At 61.0% G+C, this 16,239-nt stretch carries 27 protein-coding genes and 1 tRNA gene; 15 read left to right on the top strand and 13 right to left on the bottom strand.

Annotation, left to right across the window (positions count from 1 at the left end; genetic code table 11):
* Positions 1-91: 91 nt before the first annotated feature.
* Both mobA and ABIE28_RS08500 read right to left on the bottom strand, forming a co-directional pair.
* Positions 92-694, bottom strand: coding sequence for a molybdenum cofactor guanylyltransferase (gene mobA / locus ABIE28_RS08505; RefSeq protein ID WP_354061931.1), 603 nt, complete (start codon positions 692-694; stop codon positions 92-94).
* Positions 691-1,902, bottom strand: a complete 1,212-nt coding sequence (locus ABIE28_RS08500; protein WP_354061929.1) for a benzoate/H(+) symporter BenE family transporter — start codon at positions 1,900-1,902, stop codon at positions 691-693. The genes mobA and ABIE28_RS08500 overlap by 4 nt, the downstream gene beginning before the upstream one ends.
* A 164-nt stretch (positions 1,903-2,066) precedes the next feature.
* Between ABIE28_RS08500 and ABIE28_RS08495 the strand changes: the two genes are divergently transcribed.
* Positions 2,067-2,140, top strand: a tRNA-Cys gene (locus tag ABIE28_RS08495).
* Between the two features lie 103 nt (positions 2,141-2,243).
* Here the strand turns inward: ABIE28_RS08495 and ABIE28_RS08490 are convergent.
* The 9 genes from ABIE28_RS08490 to ABIE28_RS08450 form a co-directional block, all read right to left on the bottom strand.
* On the bottom strand, positions 2,244-3,380 hold the full coding sequence (locus ABIE28_RS08490; RefSeq protein WP_354061927.1) for a tyrosine-type recombinase/integrase: 1,137 nt from the start codon (positions 3,378-3,380) through the stop codon (positions 2,244-2,246).
* A complete protein-coding gene (locus ABIE28_RS08485; RefSeq protein WP_354061925.1) occupies positions 3,380-3,655 on the bottom strand; it encodes a helix-turn-helix transcriptional regulator in 276 nt (91 codons plus the stop codon). The genes ABIE28_RS08490 and ABIE28_RS08485 overlap by 1 nt, the downstream gene beginning before the upstream one ends.
* A gap of 4 nt (positions 3,656-3,659) precedes the next feature.
* Positions 3,660-3,881 carry a hypothetical protein gene (locus ABIE28_RS08480; protein WP_354061923.1) on the bottom strand — a complete coding sequence of 74 codons (222 nt, stop codon included), beginning with the start codon at positions 3,879-3,881 and terminating at the stop codon, positions 3,660-3,662.
* Positions 3,874-4,218 (bottom strand): DUF4326 domain-containing protein, encoded by a 345-nt coding sequence (locus ABIE28_RS08475; protein WP_354061921.1) that lies wholly within the window; start codon positions 4,216-4,218, stop codon positions 3,874-3,876. Before ABIE28_RS08475 ends, ABIE28_RS08480 begins: the two co-directional genes overlap by 8 nt.
* A complete protein-coding gene (locus tag ABIE28_RS08470) occupies positions 4,211-4,477 on the bottom strand; it encodes a hypothetical protein (protein ID WP_354061919.1) in 267 nt (88 codons plus the stop codon). Before ABIE28_RS08470 ends, ABIE28_RS08475 begins: the two co-directional genes overlap by 8 nt.
* Entirely contained in the window at positions 4,477-4,815 is a 339-nt protein-coding gene (locus tag ABIE28_RS08465) for a nucleoside triphosphate pyrophosphohydrolase family protein (RefSeq protein ID WP_354061917.1), read from the bottom strand. The genes ABIE28_RS08470 and ABIE28_RS08465 overlap by 1 nt, the downstream gene beginning before the upstream one ends.
* A gap of 109 nt (positions 4,816-4,924) precedes the next feature.
* Positions 4,925-5,191, bottom strand: a complete 267-nt coding sequence (locus tag ABIE28_RS08460) for a hypothetical protein (protein WP_354061915.1) — start codon at positions 5,189-5,191, stop codon at positions 4,925-4,927.
* A complete protein-coding gene (locus ABIE28_RS08455; protein WP_354061913.1) occupies positions 5,188-5,376 on the bottom strand; it encodes a C2H2-type zinc finger protein in 189 nt (62 codons plus the stop codon). Before ABIE28_RS08455 ends, ABIE28_RS08460 begins: the two co-directional genes overlap by 4 nt.
* The gene (locus ABIE28_RS08450; RefSeq protein WP_354061911.1) at positions 5,376-5,798 is read right to left on the bottom strand and encodes a hypothetical protein; all 423 of its coding nucleotides are present in this window, start codon (positions 5,796-5,798) and stop codon (positions 5,376-5,378) included. The genes ABIE28_RS08455 and ABIE28_RS08450 overlap by 1 nt, the downstream gene beginning before the upstream one ends.
* 204 nt (positions 5,799-6,002) lie before the next feature.
* On the opposite strand from ABIE28_RS08450, the gene ABIE28_RS08445 reads away from it, so the two are divergent.
* Positions 6,003-6,254: a hypothetical protein gene (locus tag ABIE28_RS08445; protein ID WP_354061909.1), complete on the top strand. Its 252-nt coding sequence runs from the start codon at positions 6,003-6,005 to the stop codon at positions 6,252-6,254.
* On the opposite strand, the gene ABIE28_RS08440 is transcribed toward ABIE28_RS08445, so the two are convergent.
* The gene (locus ABIE28_RS08440) at positions 6,251-6,922 is read right to left on the bottom strand and encodes an XRE family transcriptional regulator (protein WP_354061907.1); all 672 of its coding nucleotides are present in this window, start codon (positions 6,920-6,922) and stop codon (positions 6,251-6,253) included. The genes ABIE28_RS08445 and ABIE28_RS08440 overlap by 4 nt on opposite strands.
* Positions 6,923-7,556: 634 nt before the next feature.
* Between ABIE28_RS08440 and ABIE28_RS08435 the strand changes: the two genes are divergently transcribed.
* From ABIE28_RS08435 to ABIE28_RS08395, 9 genes are read left to right on the top strand one after another with little or no spacing between them, the layout of a single operon-like run.
* On the top strand, positions 7,557-8,036 hold the full coding sequence (locus ABIE28_RS08435) for a phage regulatory CII family protein (protein ID WP_354061905.1): 480 nt from the start codon (positions 7,557-7,559) through the stop codon (positions 8,034-8,036).
* On the top strand, positions 8,033-8,326 hold the full coding sequence (locus tag ABIE28_RS08430) for a hypothetical protein (protein ID WP_354061903.1): 294 nt from the start codon (positions 8,033-8,035) through the stop codon (positions 8,324-8,326). Before ABIE28_RS08435 ends, ABIE28_RS08430 begins: the two co-directional genes overlap by 4 nt.
* Positions 8,323-8,613, top strand: a complete 291-nt coding sequence (locus ABIE28_RS08425) for a hypothetical protein (RefSeq protein WP_354061901.1) — start codon at positions 8,323-8,325, stop codon at positions 8,611-8,613. The genes ABIE28_RS08430 and ABIE28_RS08425 overlap by 4 nt, the downstream gene beginning before the upstream one ends.
* The gene (locus ABIE28_RS08420) at positions 8,613-10,169 is read left to right on the top strand and encodes a ParB N-terminal domain-containing protein (RefSeq protein ID WP_354061899.1); all 1,557 of its coding nucleotides are present in this window, start codon (positions 8,613-8,615) and stop codon (positions 10,167-10,169) included. Before ABIE28_RS08425 ends, ABIE28_RS08420 begins: the two co-directional genes overlap by 1 nt.
* A complete protein-coding gene (locus ABIE28_RS08415) occupies positions 10,166-10,543 on the top strand; it encodes a hypothetical protein (protein ID WP_354061897.1) in 378 nt (125 codons plus the stop codon). Before ABIE28_RS08420 ends, ABIE28_RS08415 begins: the two co-directional genes overlap by 4 nt.
* A gap of 50 nt (positions 10,544-10,593) precedes the next feature.
* Positions 10,594-10,911 (top strand): YfdP family phage-associated protein, encoded by a 318-nt coding sequence (locus ABIE28_RS08410; protein WP_354061895.1) that lies wholly within the window; start codon positions 10,594-10,596, stop codon positions 10,909-10,911.
* 28 nt (positions 10,912-10,939) lie between these two features.
* Entirely contained in the window at positions 10,940-11,779 is an 840-nt protein-coding gene (locus ABIE28_RS08405) for a DUF2303 family protein (RefSeq protein ID WP_354061893.1), read from the top strand.
* Between the two features lie 52 nt (positions 11,780-11,831).
* Positions 11,832-12,245 (top strand): ASCH domain-containing protein, encoded by a 414-nt coding sequence (locus tag ABIE28_RS08400; protein ID WP_354061891.1) that lies wholly within the window; start codon positions 11,832-11,834, stop codon positions 12,243-12,245.
* Positions 12,242-12,475 (top strand): hypothetical protein, encoded by a 234-nt coding sequence (locus ABIE28_RS08395; protein ID WP_354061889.1) that lies wholly within the window; start codon positions 12,242-12,244, stop codon positions 12,473-12,475. The genes ABIE28_RS08400 and ABIE28_RS08395 overlap by 4 nt, the downstream gene beginning before the upstream one ends.
* Positions 12,476-12,578: 103 nt before the next feature.
* Here the strand turns inward: ABIE28_RS08395 and ABIE28_RS08390 are convergent, their stop codons facing one another.
* A complete protein-coding gene (locus tag ABIE28_RS08390) occupies positions 12,579-13,700 on the bottom strand; it encodes a pentapeptide repeat-containing protein (protein ID WP_354061888.1) in 1,122 nt (373 codons plus the stop codon).
* A gap of 80 nt (positions 13,701-13,780) precedes the next feature.
* Here ABIE28_RS08390 and ABIE28_RS08385 point away from each other — a divergent pair, with 80 nt between their 5' ends.
* From ABIE28_RS08385 to ABIE28_RS08370, 4 genes are all read left to right on the top strand, one after another.
* Positions 13,781-14,689 carry a hypothetical protein gene (locus ABIE28_RS08385; RefSeq protein WP_354061886.1) on the top strand — a complete coding sequence of 303 codons (909 nt, stop codon included), beginning with the start codon at positions 13,781-13,783 and terminating at the stop codon, positions 14,687-14,689.
* A gap of 43 nt (positions 14,690-14,732) precedes the next feature.
* Positions 14,733-15,458: a hypothetical protein gene (locus tag ABIE28_RS08380; protein ID WP_354061884.1), complete on the top strand. Its 726-nt coding sequence runs from the start codon at positions 14,733-14,735 to the stop codon at positions 15,456-15,458.
* 102 nt (positions 15,459-15,560) lie between these two features.
* A complete protein-coding gene (locus ABIE28_RS08375; RefSeq protein ID WP_354061882.1) occupies positions 15,561-15,971 on the top strand; it encodes an HNH endonuclease in 411 nt (136 codons plus the stop codon).
* Entirely contained in the window at positions 15,964-16,104 is a 141-nt protein-coding gene (locus ABIE28_RS08370) for a hypothetical protein (protein ID WP_354061880.1), read from the top strand. Before ABIE28_RS08375 ends, ABIE28_RS08370 begins: the two co-directional genes overlap by 8 nt.
* Positions 16,105-16,239: the final 135 nt, after the last annotated feature.

The raw sequence follows: 16,239 nt of genomic DNA, 5'->3' as shown, positions 1-16,239 counted from the left end.
CCCTCTTGCGAGAACGAGGTCCATGTAACGGACTTGATTTGGTTTGCCAAGCCCCAATAGCCCCCAGTGTGCAAAACTTGCTGTGGAAGGCTCAGCCGCGCAGAGTTTTCCCCAGGCTCAAGAGGTCGGCAATCGTATTGATATTGCGAAATGGGTTCTCGCCACCGGCCTCTGTCCAGTCGATCCGCCGCGCAAAAAGCCCGACCTGCAAGGCTTTAAGGCTGTTCGGAGCCTTCCCGCGCCTCACACGTTCCGGAAGGTCAGTCAGCGCCTCGATCCGCCAGATCGCATTGGGCGGATAAAAGTCGTCCTCCCATGCCGCAAACGCTGCAGCGGAATCACCAAGCCGATCTTTCATCTGCGCCACGAAGTCCCGCGGCAGAAACGGCGTATCAACAGCCACCGAAACCAGCAGCCCCTTGCTAACGCCCTCCCTGTCCAAATGCGCCACCGCCGCCGCCAAGCCGGCCAAAGGCCCGCCCACGTCAGCGTTGAGGTCCGCCACACTCACACAATCGCTGCTGATCGACAGCGTCGGCCCCGTCGACAGCATCAATGGCGCTGCCACGGCCCCAAGCGATTCGATCACCCGATCCAGCAACCGTCGACCGCCGATTCGCAAATCCGCCTTGCGCACACCGCCCAGCCGTTCGCCCTTGCCGCCGGCAATGATGACGGCGTGGGGCAGGCTCATTTCCCGGTAATGTCGCGAACGGGTTTCAGCCCGGCGCTCAGCAGCACCATCATGCCGATTCCCGCCACCAGCCCCCAGAACGGTGCGCCCACGCCAATAATGGTAATGCCCGAGGCCGTCGTTACAAAGGTCAGCACGGCGGGCAACCGCGTCTCCTCAGCCGCCAGCGCGCCCGACAAAGCCGCTGCCAGACTCGACAACAGCGCCAGCCCCGCCACCGCCTGAATCAGCAGTGGTGGCGATGCAGCGATGAAAGCTGCCGCCAGGCTCGCTGCTGGCGCCAGCAGAAGGTAAACCACGCCCGCTGAAATTGGCGCAGGCCAACGCTTGCTCTTGTCCGGATGCGCCTCAGGCCCGGCGCAAATCGCCGCCGTGATCGCCGCCAGATTGCTGGTATGCCCGCCAAACAGCGCCGTCGCGCCGCTGGCGATGCCGGTCACGATAAATAGCGGAGCAGGGGCCAGCACAAATCCGTTGGCCTTCATCACCGCCAGCCCCGGCAGATTCTGCGATGCCATGGTCACTATATAGAGTGGCAGCCCGATGCGGATGATCGCGTCCAGCGTAAACACCGGCATCACCGGCACAAAGCTTGGCCACGTTCCGTCCAGCGCACCGGGCGGCAGGTGAGTCGTCGTCGCCAGCAAAATCCCGGTCACCACCACGGCAATCGGGACCGCATAGCGTCGCGCAAACCGCATCCCGATGGCCCAGGCCAAAACGATCGGCAGCGCCAGCGCTGGCATTTCCCCAACTGCCGTAATCGGCGCGAGGCACAGCGTCAGCAGCATGCCCGCCAGCATGGCATTGGCAATCGGGGCAGGGATGGCCCCAATCAGTTTGGCCAGCGGCTTGATGAGCCCGGTAAGAAGGATCAGCCCCGCCGCTACGAGGAACGCGCCCGCCACCGCCGGAAAGCCGCCCACCGGCTCCCCGACCGTTAGCAAGAACGCCACACCCGGTGTCGACCAGGCAAAACTCACCGGCAGCCGCACCCGCCAGCTCACCACAATATTGAGAATGCCGATGGCGATACACACCGACATCAGCCCCGAGCCGGCCTGTTGCGGCGAAGCCCCCGCCGCCGTCAGCGCCGCCAGCACCAGCGTGAACGTACTCGCATAACCAACAATGGCCGCCAGCGCCCCTGCCATCACCGGCTGCAAATAGTCGCGCCGGCCCCCGCCGGACAAAGTTTGTTCGCTCACCCACGCCCCCTCAAGTATTGCGCGGCCAGCCTATGCAAGCCCAACGGCTTGGTGAAGCTCGAAACCCGTCAAAACGCCCATTTGCAATAGCTGCGGGAAAATAACGCTTTGGCAACCCGATCCCTTGCATAAGAAAGTGCGCTGGCTTAGAACCCCGCGCCAGAGGCCTCGTGGCGGAGTGGTGACGCAGCGGATTGCAAATCCGCGTACTCCGGTTCAATTCCGGACGAGGCCTCCAGCATTTTTTCCCGACATTGATATTAAAAGAGAATTTGGGGCTTTTCGTCCCACTTCTCACCACCCTTTAAAAGGTGGGACACTTTTGTTCCCGAATCGTACTCTCAGCCGCGCTTGAGCAGGTGGGGTGCGCCAGAGGTCGCGAGCTTCTTTCGCTCGGCTTTTCGGGTATAAATTTCGGCCTGTTTCAGCGTCGTCCAGCCCATCATTCCCATGAGCTGATGTCCGGTTGCGCCGTTTTCTGCTGCGATCGTTGCGTCTGCCTTGCGGATGCCATGCGATGAGCAATGGAATAGTTTGGCCTCATCGAACCAATCCCGCATCTTGTTGCCGAGGCCCTTTTCGCTGAATGGCTTGCCCCATTCTGTCGTGAGGAACGTCAGATCGTTCAATGGTAGTGCCGCAATGGCGTCGGCCAGCGGGGGCAGAACCTGCATGTCGACCACGACGGCAGTGGACTTGCTGGTTTTCTTAGGCGTGATGCGGAAGCGAACTTCTTCCGTCCCGTCATTGAGCCTGTTGAGGTAGAGGTGCTGGCGGCCGAACACGGCAGCGTCGCAGACCCGCAGGCCAGTGTAACGGAAGATCGCAAAGGCCAGCCGTGCTTTGGTGCCAAGGGGATGGTGGGATTCGTAGGCGGCCAGTTCCTGCTCGGTGAGGGTGTGATGACCGTCTCTGCTTTCTTCCAGCTTCCTGACGCCTCGCGCGGGATTGAACGTGGCCAAGGCCACCTCTGGCACGATGGCCCATTCAAACATCGCGGAGACGATCTTTAGCCGATTGTTCGCAGCTGCTGGGCGTCCGGGCTTCTGGTCGCGGATGATGGCGATATGGCGCGGTTCCATCTTGCGATAGGCGAACTCGCCAGTGGTGGTTTCACCGGATTTGCTGAGGCAGGTTTCTAGGCAGATTTCATCAAGCACGAGGCGCTTGCGCGATCTGGTGTGCGGCGCCTGGTTGATAACCGCGCGCGCCATATATTGCTCAACGAGATGGCGGAAGGTTCCGGGCGTAGCCTTGGCGCCAATCCTGATCGGCTTCGGCTTGGCGCCGCCTTTGATATATGGGACGCCGAGCACGGCGGCCGAGTATTCTTCCCAGAAGCCATCTGAGCCATAGGCTTCACGCAAGCGCACTTTCGGCATGCCTTTGCGCCGGAAATACCAGCGGTCATTGCCATGGCGATCAGTATCCTTGATCAGCCCCTTGGCGCGCTTGTCTTCTTCCAATTGAGCTTCCATCAGACCATGTCTTTGTCGACGGAGGATGACTCGCCGTCATCAGCATTGGAAGCGCCTTTGTGCGGCAGGTCGCGGAACGCCCGGACCAATTCGTCAATGTCCCAAAGCAGGCGCTTGCCCAGCTGGCGCGGCGGCGGCATGGCGCCGGCGGCGACGGCGCGGTCAAACAGGTCTGTGCCCACGCCGACGATCTCGGCGGCCTCAGAGCGGGTGTAGCCGATGCGGGGCAGGGATGGGGCCGACAGTTCGGCAAGGGCTGATGAGCGTATCCCCATGTCGTCAGGACGGCTTGTTGCCGTCCACCTCCTTGGTGATTGGTGTGCTATCGAGCGCATCGAGGGCCTTGCGCAGTTGGTCGGCGGCTTTGAGGCTGTCGCGGGACAGGAGGCCGCCATTACCGCCCTGGCGCTGGTGGCCGATCATGATTCCGTCGCTGTCATAGGTGACGGCATCGAGCAGGGTGCGGGCGCGGGTGATCACCTGGTCTTTTGCGTCATGCATTTGCCTTCTCCAACAAAACATCGGCATGGCAAGGCTGGCCGTGCAGTTTGCACCAACAGGCGAGGTTCTTGCCGCGCAGCTCGGAGAGGGCGGCGAGCATGGCTGCGCGGGCAGCGTCACTCTCTGGCCCCATCCAGTCGCGCGAACTCCCTTCCAGCCAGCGGCGGAAGCTATCGACGACGCGGGAGCGCATCTGTTCTTCGGTCAACCGGATGCCAGTTTCTCGGAGGCTGGCAACTGTGAACGGATTGCCGAATTTGCCGGGTCGAGCCACGCTGATGGTGTTGAGTGGCATGCGCCAGCCCTTCTGGCGGGATAGCTGGATACGGTCAGGCATTTGCATCCCTCAACGTGAAAAATCCATCGGCCGCCATCAGCGCGGCGCCCAAGCACTCCGCCATTGTAGGTGTGATTTCGTCCAGTCCTTTGCCGGTCTGTTTGAGGCAGATATGCGCGGCTGCCGTTAATAGGGTCATTACTGCGTCTGCGGGGTCCTCGCCGGCACTGCGGCAGAGTGCTTCAACGGCAGCCTCGATGGCCAATACTCTTTGCCGAGGGTCGAGGGGCACGTTTCCCTTCAAGGTGATCTGGACCATCAGTCCGCTCCTGCGATGAGGTGGTGCCAGTTGCGGAAGCCGTTGGCTTTGCTGGCGATGCGGGTGTCGCTGGGGACGATGCTCAGGACTTCGCGGAGGATTTCGAGGCAGGCGGTAACGTCTGCGACCTCGCGGGCCAGTTCTTCGCGGTTGAGGCGCTGGGTTTCCGGGTCGCGTTCGTCGAGGCCCTGGATGATGCAGCGGCAGGCGCGGGCGGATAGTTCGCTGGCTTCCTCGGCAAGCTTGCCCAATACGGCCAAGCGAAACTGATCGGTTTCGGGAAACCACGCGGTAATAGCCGGTTTGTCTGCGGGTTTGTCTGCGGGTTTGCGGGCCATCAGAAGAACCCGATCACGATAAGCGCCAGTAAGGGCGGCATGATGACGAACTGCAGGGCGATAAAGGCGTTGTCGCCATTCCGTAGCCAGACAGTGACTTGAGAGGGCTTCATGCTACCACCACCGGGAAGTCTTCAGGGCACAGTGTCTCCCTGCCCTTGAGTGCTGCTGTTGCGCCCTTGATGGTCAGCCAGAACAAGGCATCACCGTCGAAGGGTAGGGTTTTGGCAGAGCGCATCCTCGCCTCTCCATTGCGAACCATTTCGCACCAGTTCGGGTCATCCTCTGCGGTGACAAACCGGTTGCGGTAACTCTTGTTGCTTCGATTGGGCAGCCCCAGCGCATGGCGAGCCAATTCTACTTGTTCCGGGCTCATGGCTGCACCGCTTCATTGGCGTCTGGAAGGGGCGATCCCTCGACGGCGGCGCGGGCCTGGTCGTCGTCGGGGTGGACTTCACCGATGTGCATGATCAGGCCCTTGGCGGTGCGGACGCGCTTGCCACAGGTGGGGCAGGGAACGTGGGCGCCGGAACGGCTGCGTTTGTCAGTGCGGGTGCCCATCAGTGCGCCTCCCGCCCGATGGTTTCGATGATTTCGCCGATCCGGTGACGGGCATCGGGCCAAAGGTCGGTCAGTTCGCGGGTGGAGAAGCCAGAGCGGCGGGCCAGTGCCCAAGCGTCACCGTCCTTGTCGAACAGGCCAAGCAAGAGCGTGGACAGCTTTTCGATGCGGCGGGGGCGGTCATAGGTGACTGCATCGTCGCGCGTGTCGCGGTCAGCCAATGCCTTATCGGCGAGTTTGCGGGCCTTGGCGGGCAGGGTGAGGATCTCGTGTTCGCTGAAGTCCTCGGCGCGAAGGTCGGCAAGGTCGGTGTCGTAGCCGTTGCGCTTGTTGCGGATAAACAGGTCCGCCATGCGGTCGAGCGCGGGGGCGCTGTCGGCGAGTTTGCGGATTGGCTCGATGGGGGATGCGGAAACAAACATGGTGCTCTCCAGCGATGAAACTGGAGAAAACGTAATGCGATAAATATACCGCGTCAATGTCATACGATAAATATACCGCACGCGGCCTGTGGTGCCGGCTAGGGCTGTTATCCACAGTCCGTCAAATGCGAATCAGTTTGTTCTTGTAATGTTCTCTTTTGGTGAGTCACATTGGCGCAGGTTGTGAGAAGGAGAGCAGTCCGCATGTCTAGCTACTTCGCCGTGCAGTCGTACAAGAAAGGCAACAAGGGGGTGCTGATCGAGGAGGTGCCGCAGGTTGTTGCCAGTGAAGCGGCTGCGGTACGCAGGGCGGAAGTCTTGGCACGGAGGAGGGCCGGCGCCGTGGCGTTCATGCGAGTGGCGAACGACTTCGATGAGTTCGATGACCCGAAATTTCTTGCTCGATTTGGGGAAGTGCCAGATGACGTGATCGAGGCGATGCTTATCCCGGCTTAGCGACGATTGTACTTGCCGACAACGCGATGGCAGATCGGCCATTCCTTACGAAACTCGTCAAAGGTTTTGGCCGGTCTGAATTGTTCCAGGTGCCATACTTCATCGTTGAAGCCATTGAGCTGCTTGATCATGCATTCTGCGTCAGCATCAGGCGGGGTGTGGAAAAGCACCACGTCTGTGTCGCGTGCAGGTGGAAGGCGGGGGTGTACTAGGGCCGTCTCACCTGGCTTGTAAGCCGGGATCATAGATTCTCCGACGATATAGACGCCGTATCCATCTTTCACGTGCTCAAGCATTGCCGGTCGCTTCACGTATTCGATTGGATCGAAAGTGATCACCACGTGTCCGTCGCCGCCCATGGCGGCCGGATAGATCGGCAAGCTGCGGTCATTGGTGATTAGTGAGTTACCCGTGATGAGTTCAGGTTTGAAAACATCATGGCGCACGTTTGAGGTTGGGTCGTCGCCGCCGTGAATAAGCCATGCCTCAGTCGTGTTCAGCACCACGGCTAGCTTTGCGAGGTTGTCAGATCTCGGTGAGCGGGACTTGCCGTTTAGGATATTCAACACAAAGGCGTCACTCAGCCCGGTCTCAAGCGAGGCTGCTCGCGGGGACTTGTGAAGCTCGGACAGGCGTTGCTGTACGCGCGCGGCAAGGGTGTCACTCATACGCGGTAATCTAACCGCGCCGACGCAACTGCAGTAGCTGTAAGTTTACCGTTGACGGTTGCGGTAAATATATCGTACCGCTTTGGCATGATGACGCTCAAAGCACAGCTCCTTCTGGTCTCCAAAGCCTTTGCGGAAGCGCAGCGGCTTAGCGAGTCTCGCGTTTCCACGATGGTTTTTAACGATGGCAAGGTTCTAGGCCGCCTTCGTGATGGCGCCGACGTCACAACCGGCAGATATGAGAAGGCGATGGCGTGGCTGTCGAGTTCTTGGCCTGCTGATACCAAATGGCCTGCTGGCGTCCCTCGGCCTGAATCCCTCCAGTTGGAGGTGCAGGCGTGACCCTCATATCCTCATTCCGTGCGTTTGCCCTGTCCGCATCCTCCTCCCGTGGGCAAGTCAGTCTCCGCGCGGCGCAGCTCGCCGAAAACTCCCTGGCGAGCGCCCAACTGACCGGGGCAATGCCCCTTGTCCCGGTCATCTTTGGCTTTTCGCGCGCTCGCCAGATTGTCGAGGGCGGCGGTCATGGCGGCGGTGAGGGGCACAATCGGTCTTTTCATGCTGCAGTTCTCGCACGGGGCCACGCTGCGGTCATGCGTCACCCAGCGGCCAATCTGACTCACGCGGTGACGCCATGACCCTGACCAGCATGTTTCGTCGGGAACTCAAGGGCGTCGTCAAGCTGGCCGTGGTGGAAGCGGGTGGACAGGAAAACTGCGCCAACGTGTCCGGGCGCATCGTTCGCGCGGCGGCTTTCTCCGATTATGCCAATCCCGTTGTCGATGATCGGCATATCCCGCTCGATGTCGCCGTCGAGCTTGATGCGTTTAACGGCAATGGCCGGATCATCAAGGCCGCTGCGCGCATGCTCGGCTTCGTGCTGGTGCGTCTGCCCGAGGTCATCAATAGCGGGACCAAGCTTGGCCGCGTGACTGCGCAGGCCATGAAGGAATGCGCCGATGTGTTTTCACGGCTCGGCGAAGTGCTCGACGATGGCGTGATCACCGAGGACGAATTGCCGGACTTTGAGCGGGAAGTCGAGGAGGCCATCGTCAAGCTGCTCGCCCTCAAGATGCAGGCCCGCGCCGAAGTTGTGCATGGGGACGCGTCATGAAAGTCGATGCTTTCCGGCTCAATATGCAAACCGCCTGCGCCACGTGCGGCGCGGAATGGTTTGGCAAGGGTGGCGAGGCCGTTGCCCGCGCGCATGCGCAGTCAACGGGCCATCAGGTGCAGATTCAAGTTCTGCTGCGCGAAACGCTCAACCCTGTCGCCGAGAATGGCGACCCCGACTATGCGCCGCTGGTGGAGCTGACGCCGACGGCAAAGCGGCTGTCGCTGGACGCTGCACGCGAGCGCGTGACCCTGTTTGATGGGCCGATCAACCAGCGGGTGCCGCGATGAGCGGCGCGCGGGCTGTTCGACGCAATTCCAATCGCATCATGCCGCTTTCCGAGCATCGCCGCCGGCTGGCGGTTGAGGCGCGTCTGGTGGCTGCTGGGCATACCGGCACGACGGCCGGAACGCAGCTGCTGGAACTGCGGCTTGAGGGCGACCTCGGCCATATCGTGCTTGGGCGCAGCAATGCCGCCGAACTGCGCAAGGCGCTCGACGTTTTCGAGGCCTTTGCCGATGCCGATGACGACAAGCCAGACAGCCCCTTCGTGCGGGTGGAAAGGCTGGTGTTCTGATGGCCACCGATCTGCCTGACTTCGCCATTCCAGCCCATCCGCTGGCTGATCTGTTTCCCATGCTCGGGTCTGCCGATGCCGATGCGCTGCGCGTCGATATCGCGGCCAATGGGTTGCGTGAGCGCATCGTCATTCTCGACGGTCAAATTCTGGATGGCCGCAACCGCTATCGGGCGGCGGTCGGGGCAGGGGTTCTTGCGGGCGAACTGCCCGAGGATGGGCATGACCTTTGGGTTTCGCACTATCGCCGGTTCAACCCGGCGCAGGATGGCGATCCGCTGGCATGGGTGCTGAGCAAGAACCTGCATCGGCGCCATCTCAGCGAAGGGCAGCGGGCGATGATCGCCGACAGCCTCGCCACCATGACGGTTGGGCGTCCGCCCAAGGCTGAGGATAATTCTGCAAATTTGCAGAATTTGTCCCGGTCGGATGCCGCCGACATCCTGCACGTTTCGGAGCGTTCGGTTGCCTCGGCACATGTGGTGCGCGAGCGCGGCGCGCCGGAACTGATCGAAAGCGTCGAGCGCGGCGAAATCGCGGTTTCTGCCGCCGAGTCCGCGACCAAGCTATCGGTGGGCGAGCAGCTGCGCCTGCTGCGGGAAAACGATCCGCGGGCGTTCTCGGCGGCTGTGCGCAGCGAGTTGGCCAAGCCGCGCGATGCGCGGGCAGTGCAGAACTCGCGGGTGCTGCCTGCCGATGATCTGGACTATTCGCCGACGCCACCCTGGGCCACGCGCTCCCTGCTGGAACTGGTGTTGCCGCATCTGGGCCAATCGGTGACCGGCAAGACCGTGCGCGAGCCGTCCTGTGGCGAGGGGCACATTGCCGCCGTGCTGCAAGAGGCGCGTCCCGCCGCCATCTGGGCCACCGACATTTTCGACTATTCGGTCGATGGCGTGTCGCCGCCCGGCTGGCGCGGCACTGTCGACTATCTCGATGCTGACGCGGCGCTTGAGCCGGCCGACTGGACGGTGATGAACTCGCCGTTTGGCAACAAGGCTGAGCAGTTCGTTCTGCGGGCGCTGCGCGAGTCCAATGTCGGCGTGTGTGCCTTTCTTCGGCTGGGCTGGCTGGCCAGTCAGGGGCGGTTCAACCGTCTGTTTTCCGTCACGCCGCCAACCGTCATCGCGATCTTTGCCGAAGATGTGCCGTTGCATATGGGCCGGTGGGAGCCCGATGGCGCGACCCAAAGCGACTATATGTGGCTGGTCTGGGTCAAGGGCATGGCGCCACAGCCGCCGTTCTGGGTGCCACCGGGGCAGCGCTCGGCATTGGCCAAGCCCGACGATGTGGCGCGGTTTACAGCCCATCCCGTGGTCGGTCTGGTCGAGGCCGGTAACGCCGCCTCGGCGCTGTCTGCTGCCATCTCGGTCGACAAGGCCACGGCGCTGCCGATCATCGCTGCCGAATATACGGGCGACAATGCCCAGGCGCTGGCCGACCGGTTGGGGCGTCCGATCAACACAATTCGCAAATGGGCCTTTGAGGCCGGCGTCACCAACCAGGCGCGCAATGTCGCACGCCTGCAGAACATCAATGCGGAGCGCAGTTCATGAGCATGCCTTCAATCGCAGTCACCACGCGCGACACCAACTGGATGGGCGGCGTTGCCCACAAGCTGCGCGCCCGCGCCGCTGGTGGTGCCCATGCCTATTTGCGGGATCGTCTCGTTGCCAAGGGCGAACCCCTGCTGGCCTCCAAGACGCGCATGGGCCGTGAGGCGTGGGCGCGAACGCAGTGTCGCTACCGGCTGCGCAATTCTGATGGCCTTTACGTCAATATCGACCTGAGCGGGACGACCGAGAACGTCGCCGACAGCTGGATAGGCTTTGCCGGTCAGCTCGACGCTGTGCGTGCGCAGCGCCCCGACCTTGCCGGGTTCCGCACGGTGGAATTGCTGCCGCAGGCCAAGCGCCCGGTAGCGCCATGAAAACCAATCCCAAGCACGTCCAACAGGGCGAAAACCGAAAGGAGAGGCGCGTGAGTTCGCTTCAAAACATCATCGCCGAAGCTGATCGCGGTCAGCTGCTCGCCGATGCCGAGGACGCCATCGAAGAAATCCTGACGGCCTTGTCCGATGAACATGACCGCACCGGAGAAGTGACGATCAAGGTCAAGTTCAAGACCAAGAACGGTGCCGTGCAGATCATGCCCGAGCTCGCCCACAAGCTGAGCAAACCGGAGCGCCTGGCGACCGTGATGTTCCTCAGTGATGACGGCGAACTGACGCGCCGCGATCCGCGCCAACCAGTGATGCCCTCGGTTGTCGATGCCGACGAACTCAACCGCCGGCGCTGATGCTGGCCCAACCCTGAAGGACTAAGACATGAATACCAGTATAGAACCCCGCCGCGACGTTGAGGTCGCCCTTGCTGCGCTCGGTGACAAGTTCATTTCGTTACCATTCGCCCTGCCAAACGGCGGGTCGGTGATTTTCCACGGCAAGGAACTCGTGGCGCACAGTTTGCAGCCGCTCGACCCGACTTTGCCCGACTTCGTCACTGCCTCCGAAACAGTCGTCGAGCCAGCTTCATTCAAGGACTATGTCCGGGACTTCAAAAGCCCCACGGCCATCTGTCGGGCCTCGCTGAGCAAAAACGAAATCGTCGCGGTACTCGACTATCACGGCAAAGCCCGCATGGGTGACCGCGACAGCGCCTTGCCGCAACGGGCTGCGCATGTGGTCAAGCTGCTGTGCCCGTTCGACCTCGACTATGACAAGTGGCGTCAGGTGTTCGACAAGCCGATGTCGCAAAGCGCCTTCGGCAATCTGCTGGAAGATATGGTCCACACGATCAGCGAGCCTGCTGTGGCTGATCTGCAAGAGGCGGTCGACGAACTTCGCATTGATCGTGCGGTGCGGTTCAAATCCGGCGTGAACCGGCGCAATGGCACGGTGCAGCTGACCTATGAAGAAATCGAGGGCAATGGCGAGAACGGTGGCGGCAAGGTCAATCTGCCGGAAGAAATCAAGATCATCGTCCCGATCTTCCAGGGTGGTGAGCTGATCGAACTGGTGGCGAAGTTCCGCTACCGCATGGACAAGGGCATCGTTGCCTTCATCGTCACTGTGCCCGGTCTGGATAAGATAGAGCGCGAGCAGTTCCGCCGTATTGGCGAGGCCGTGCGCGCCGAAACCTCCACTCCCGTTTTCTACACCGTCTGATCTTTCCGCCTCGCGCCTTCGGGCGCGGGGCTTTTTCGCTTGAGGTGTCCCCATGTACGACGATCTGCCCGATGTTGCCCTGTCGATCCGCCAGCCCTGGGCCTGGGCCATTCTGCATGCCGGCAAGAACGTCGAGAACCGCAGCTGGCGCACGTCGCGGCGCGGGCGGATTGCGATCCATGCCAGCAAGGGCATGACGCGCGATGAGTATGAACATTGCCTCGCGACGATGCATGGCATCAGCGAAAACCATCCATTCCCAAGCGGTCTGCGCCTGCCCAATTTCGACGATCTGGAGCGCGGCGGCATTATCGGCGAGGCGCGCATCATCGATTGCGTGATGACCTCGGCAAGCCCGTGGTTTTTCGGTGAGTTCGGCTTTTTGCTGGCCGAAGTGCGGTCGGTGCCGTTCATTCCGGTCAAGGGCGAGCAGGGTTTTTTCAAGTGGAAGCGAAGCCTTGCATGACCGCGCCCGCTCGCCTGTCGCTCTCAGTGGTGCTGATCAACGAAACCCGCGACTCCATTCAGGTCAAGCTTGCCGGTGACGATGGGGCCGGTGTGTTCCTGCCCATCAGCCAGATCGACATAGCGCCCGAACGGCAGGGCCGCATGCTGCTGGTGACGCTGCCCCGCTGGCTGGCCGAAAGCAAAGGCCTGATCAGCAAGCCCGACCCCAATCAAGGGGTGCTGTTTTGATCGCCGACAACATTCCGCTCATCGTCGCCAGCTGCCTCGGGCTGCTGGTTCTCTACGTCGCCGCCTGCATGTTCTTTGGGAATGATATGTGATGTTGAAGATGTCACGCATGAGGCTTTGGTGCCGCAAAGACGTAGCTCAGCTGGTTCTCAACCGGTCGATAAATTCGAAACCCGCGTGCCGTTTCTGGCGACCAAGTGGCACTTTCATCCACTTCGAACACAGATTGATCAGTGTCCCTAAAGTTAAGGTCAACGATAGGCGCCCCGTCACTGCTCCAGCATCGCTGGAAAACACAGCGGGTAGCCTCAATTTCTGCCAGCCCACCCAGATCACATTCGACGAAAAGAGCGCGAGCGCCTTCAAGCGCTACTCTGATCCCCGTCGTATCGCAGTGTTCAAACTTAACGTTGGGGTCGAGTTTTCGCCTCTCACCATCATCATCGATCTGTGCGTGTCGAAGGCTACAGTCACTGAAGAACACACGGAAACCAATACGACCATTAATGCGCACCTCGGACATGTCACAGCTAACAAATCGGCAATTATAGAAACTACCACCGGAAATGTTGACGCCCGAGAAATCACCGCCTTTCAGCTCGATGTTGTGGAATGCAATGCTGCTGAGGGACAGTTGCCGCTCCGAATTAGGGAGCTCGCCAAACTCTGCAACGTGCCAAGCTCTCAGCTTTCCGAAGATATCAAGTGCAACTGCAACGTCGTATGGTGTTTTCGCGGATGCCTGTTCACGAAGCGCCTCCGAGCCAAAGTGATTGTGTGTCTGGCGAGCATCCCGCAGAGCCTGAACGGCCGAGAAAATGGCGGCGGATCGTTCGGCAGCAAAAGCTGCGAGAAGTTCCAAGGCCGGCGTACAGTATGTGTCAGGGTCTTCCATGGCCACTCCGCGCAGAAGGAATATGCCTCCCAACCGTGCCGTTTGGCCGTCACTAGCCAGCAGATCTGCAGCTTTTTGGTACCTGGTGGCAACCTCTGCCTTTTGAGAGTGCTCGATCGCCCTAACAGTGTTGGCGAGGCCTTTTCGTGCAATCAACGAGTTAAAGCCGAGAAAACACACTGTCAGTATCGCAACTCCAAAAGGGAGGATGCCGATTTCACCCACCAGGGAGTCGGCGGTCAGCGGCCACCGATTAAGCGCGGATGTAACAACCACGGTGGCAACTACCGCACCTGCTACAAAGCACAGCACGAGGTTGGGCACTTTCATAAAAAATCTCCGGAGCACACCAGCCTCTCGCTTGCATTAGTAGCCGGTACCACGATCCTACCGCCTTATCGGGTAGCGCCGTGACTGTACACTTTGTCCTTCTGAAAGAACTGATGATCGCCGGCTATGAGGGCTCGGCGCTGCTGGCCGCCTTTGAGCGATTGACGGCTGCGTTGGCGGCTCATGGTGTTTCGGCGCCTGTTGTGTCTGCCAAGCCGATCAAGGCGGCCAATGGCCTGCGCCCCGTTGCTGTGCAGGCTGACGCTGCGGCGTTCTCCGGCGCAGTGGCAGTGACCGCGCCGCCGGAAAACGCCAAGGCCATTGCCCGAAAGGCGATCCTTCAATCCATGCTGTCGCCTTCTACGCAGGCGCTGGCGTCTCACCTGATCGAGCGGTTCAATCTCGACACGGGGCGCTGCGATCCGGGCTCGGTTTCTCTGGCGGACGATCTGGGCATATCGGTGCGCCAGGTGCGTCGGTCGGTGGCAAGCCTCGTGGCGTCGGGCTTGTTCGGCAAGACGCGGCATGGCGGGCGTGGTTTTGCCAATGCCTATCAGCCAAACTGGTCGCTGATGGTGGAGCGCGCTGCCGAGGGCGATATTGCGGCCAAGCGGCCAATGTTGTCCGCCAATGCGGCCAACGTTGTCACCCAAAACCATCTAACCAAACCAGATTCAGATTCAATGGTTGTTAGACCACAACGCAAGCGCGCGACTGCTGTGGTGGATCGGCGGCAGGGTTATCTGCCCCTGCCAATAGCCGGTGGCCGTGATGTGAGTGCCGACGCGGTGCGATCAAAGCTAACAAATCAGGTCAACGAGTTCCTGAAACGGCTTGAAAAGCCTCAGTATGTGGAAGGAATGACGCGTTTGGTTTCAATCGATTGGGCTCCTGCCATCGCGGCGGAGATGCGCAAGGCGGGCACCGGCTTGCCCTTGGTGCTCGATGCCATTGCCAGTGCGGCGGCATCGCGGAAGGCGGCGGGCTGATGGGCATGTCGACGGTTTGGTTTGGCTGGGGAGTTGTAGGGCGGTGACGGTTTTGGCAGTGCGGGAAAAACGCGACATCGAGCAGCTGGTGATCTGGGCGCTGCGCGATCAGGGATTGGGCTGGGCGGGCAAGGAACGGGTGCGGGATGACTTCTCCGACCTTGGAACGATCATCGACGACGACAACCACGGCTCGCACCCGACGATTGCGCTGTGGAGCGATGACGACGCCATGCAGATCAAGCTCGCCATTGATCAACTGCACCAAGAAGCGCGTGCCCTGGTGGTGCAGTATGGTCGTGCTGCGTTGCGGCCAGACTGGTGCGAGGAGGGCTATGGCAGCTATCAGCAGCTGGTCGATGGGCGTGGGCGCAAGCTGTGGGACTGGGACGACGCGAAGAACCGGCAAGGTAATCGGCGTCCGCGCATGGGGTTCGTTGGTGAGCAGCGCGACACCGTCAACTTCCATCGCGCCCAATGGCATGTGTGGTGGCAGGGGCTGGCCGATATCGTGTCGCCACTCAATGCGGTCATGGCGCGGCATGAGGCGACTGGGCCTGCCGTTGGCCATTCGCCTTGGCTCGATGATTCGGCAAAGCCGGTGGTGTTTGGTCCTGATGGCAGTCCGCTCGATCAGGTTATTCGCAGCCCCAAGGTTTCCGTCGAGGCCGTCGAAACCCTTAGGGCGCGGGCCTCTGACCCGATAGCTGGACGGGCCAATGATTGGTCGGCGCCGGCAAAGGTGATCCGTCGCCGCCGAACGCGTTGACAATACGCAGCTATTTGCGGCATATGAGAACTACCCCAATAGGGGATTTTGCACGCTGCACGGGAACGCCCGAGCGGCGTGTTTTCGTTTGTGGTGTGCCGCATGCCGACATCGCCTAAGCGCTTCCGTTCATCCAGCCAGCCAACCCGGCAACAGCAAACCCGCATCTATGACAATCGCCGTGGGTCTGCTGCATCGCGTGGGTATGGTCGGCCTTGGGCCAAGGCGGCAAAGGGACATATGCGGAATAGTCCGCTGTGTGTCGGATGCCTTGCCGCTGGCGATATCGTTCCGGCCGAACTGGTCGATCACGTCGAGCCGCACAAGGGCGATACGGTCAAGTTCTGGAACACCACCCTGTGGCAGTCGTCGTGTCGTTGGCACCATGACGTGGTCAAGCAACGCCTTGAGCTGATGTGGGCGCGCGGGGCGATCACCATCGCCGATCTGTGGATCGATAGCCCGTTCGCGCTCAAGCTGGCGGCAAAGCTGAGGAGTGAGGCTGATGGCTAACCTTGTCGTGGACGTGCCCAAGACGACGATATCAATCCAGCTTCGCGGCGCTCGCAGGTTTCGCGCTCGGCTGACGGTCTTGACCTGGCTGATGACGGTCGCTGGCTGGATCGGCGGCGCCAAGTGGAAGTGACAGCGTCGGTGACCATCGAAAACTAGGGGCGGGGGTGGGTCAAAAGTCCCCAACGATTCAAGCGTAGACCGGCGGTCTAACACACAAAAAATCGGCGCGGAATTTTCGCGTTTATATTTTTTTCTGGCAATAGAA

This window comes from Devosia sp. 2618 (assembly GCF_040546815.1).
Classification (GTDB): domain Bacteria; phylum Pseudomonadota; class Alphaproteobacteria; order Rhizobiales; family Devosiaceae; genus Devosia.
Note: the sequence above shows the minus strand (reverse complement) of the source record. Positions and strands in the feature narration are given on the sequence as shown.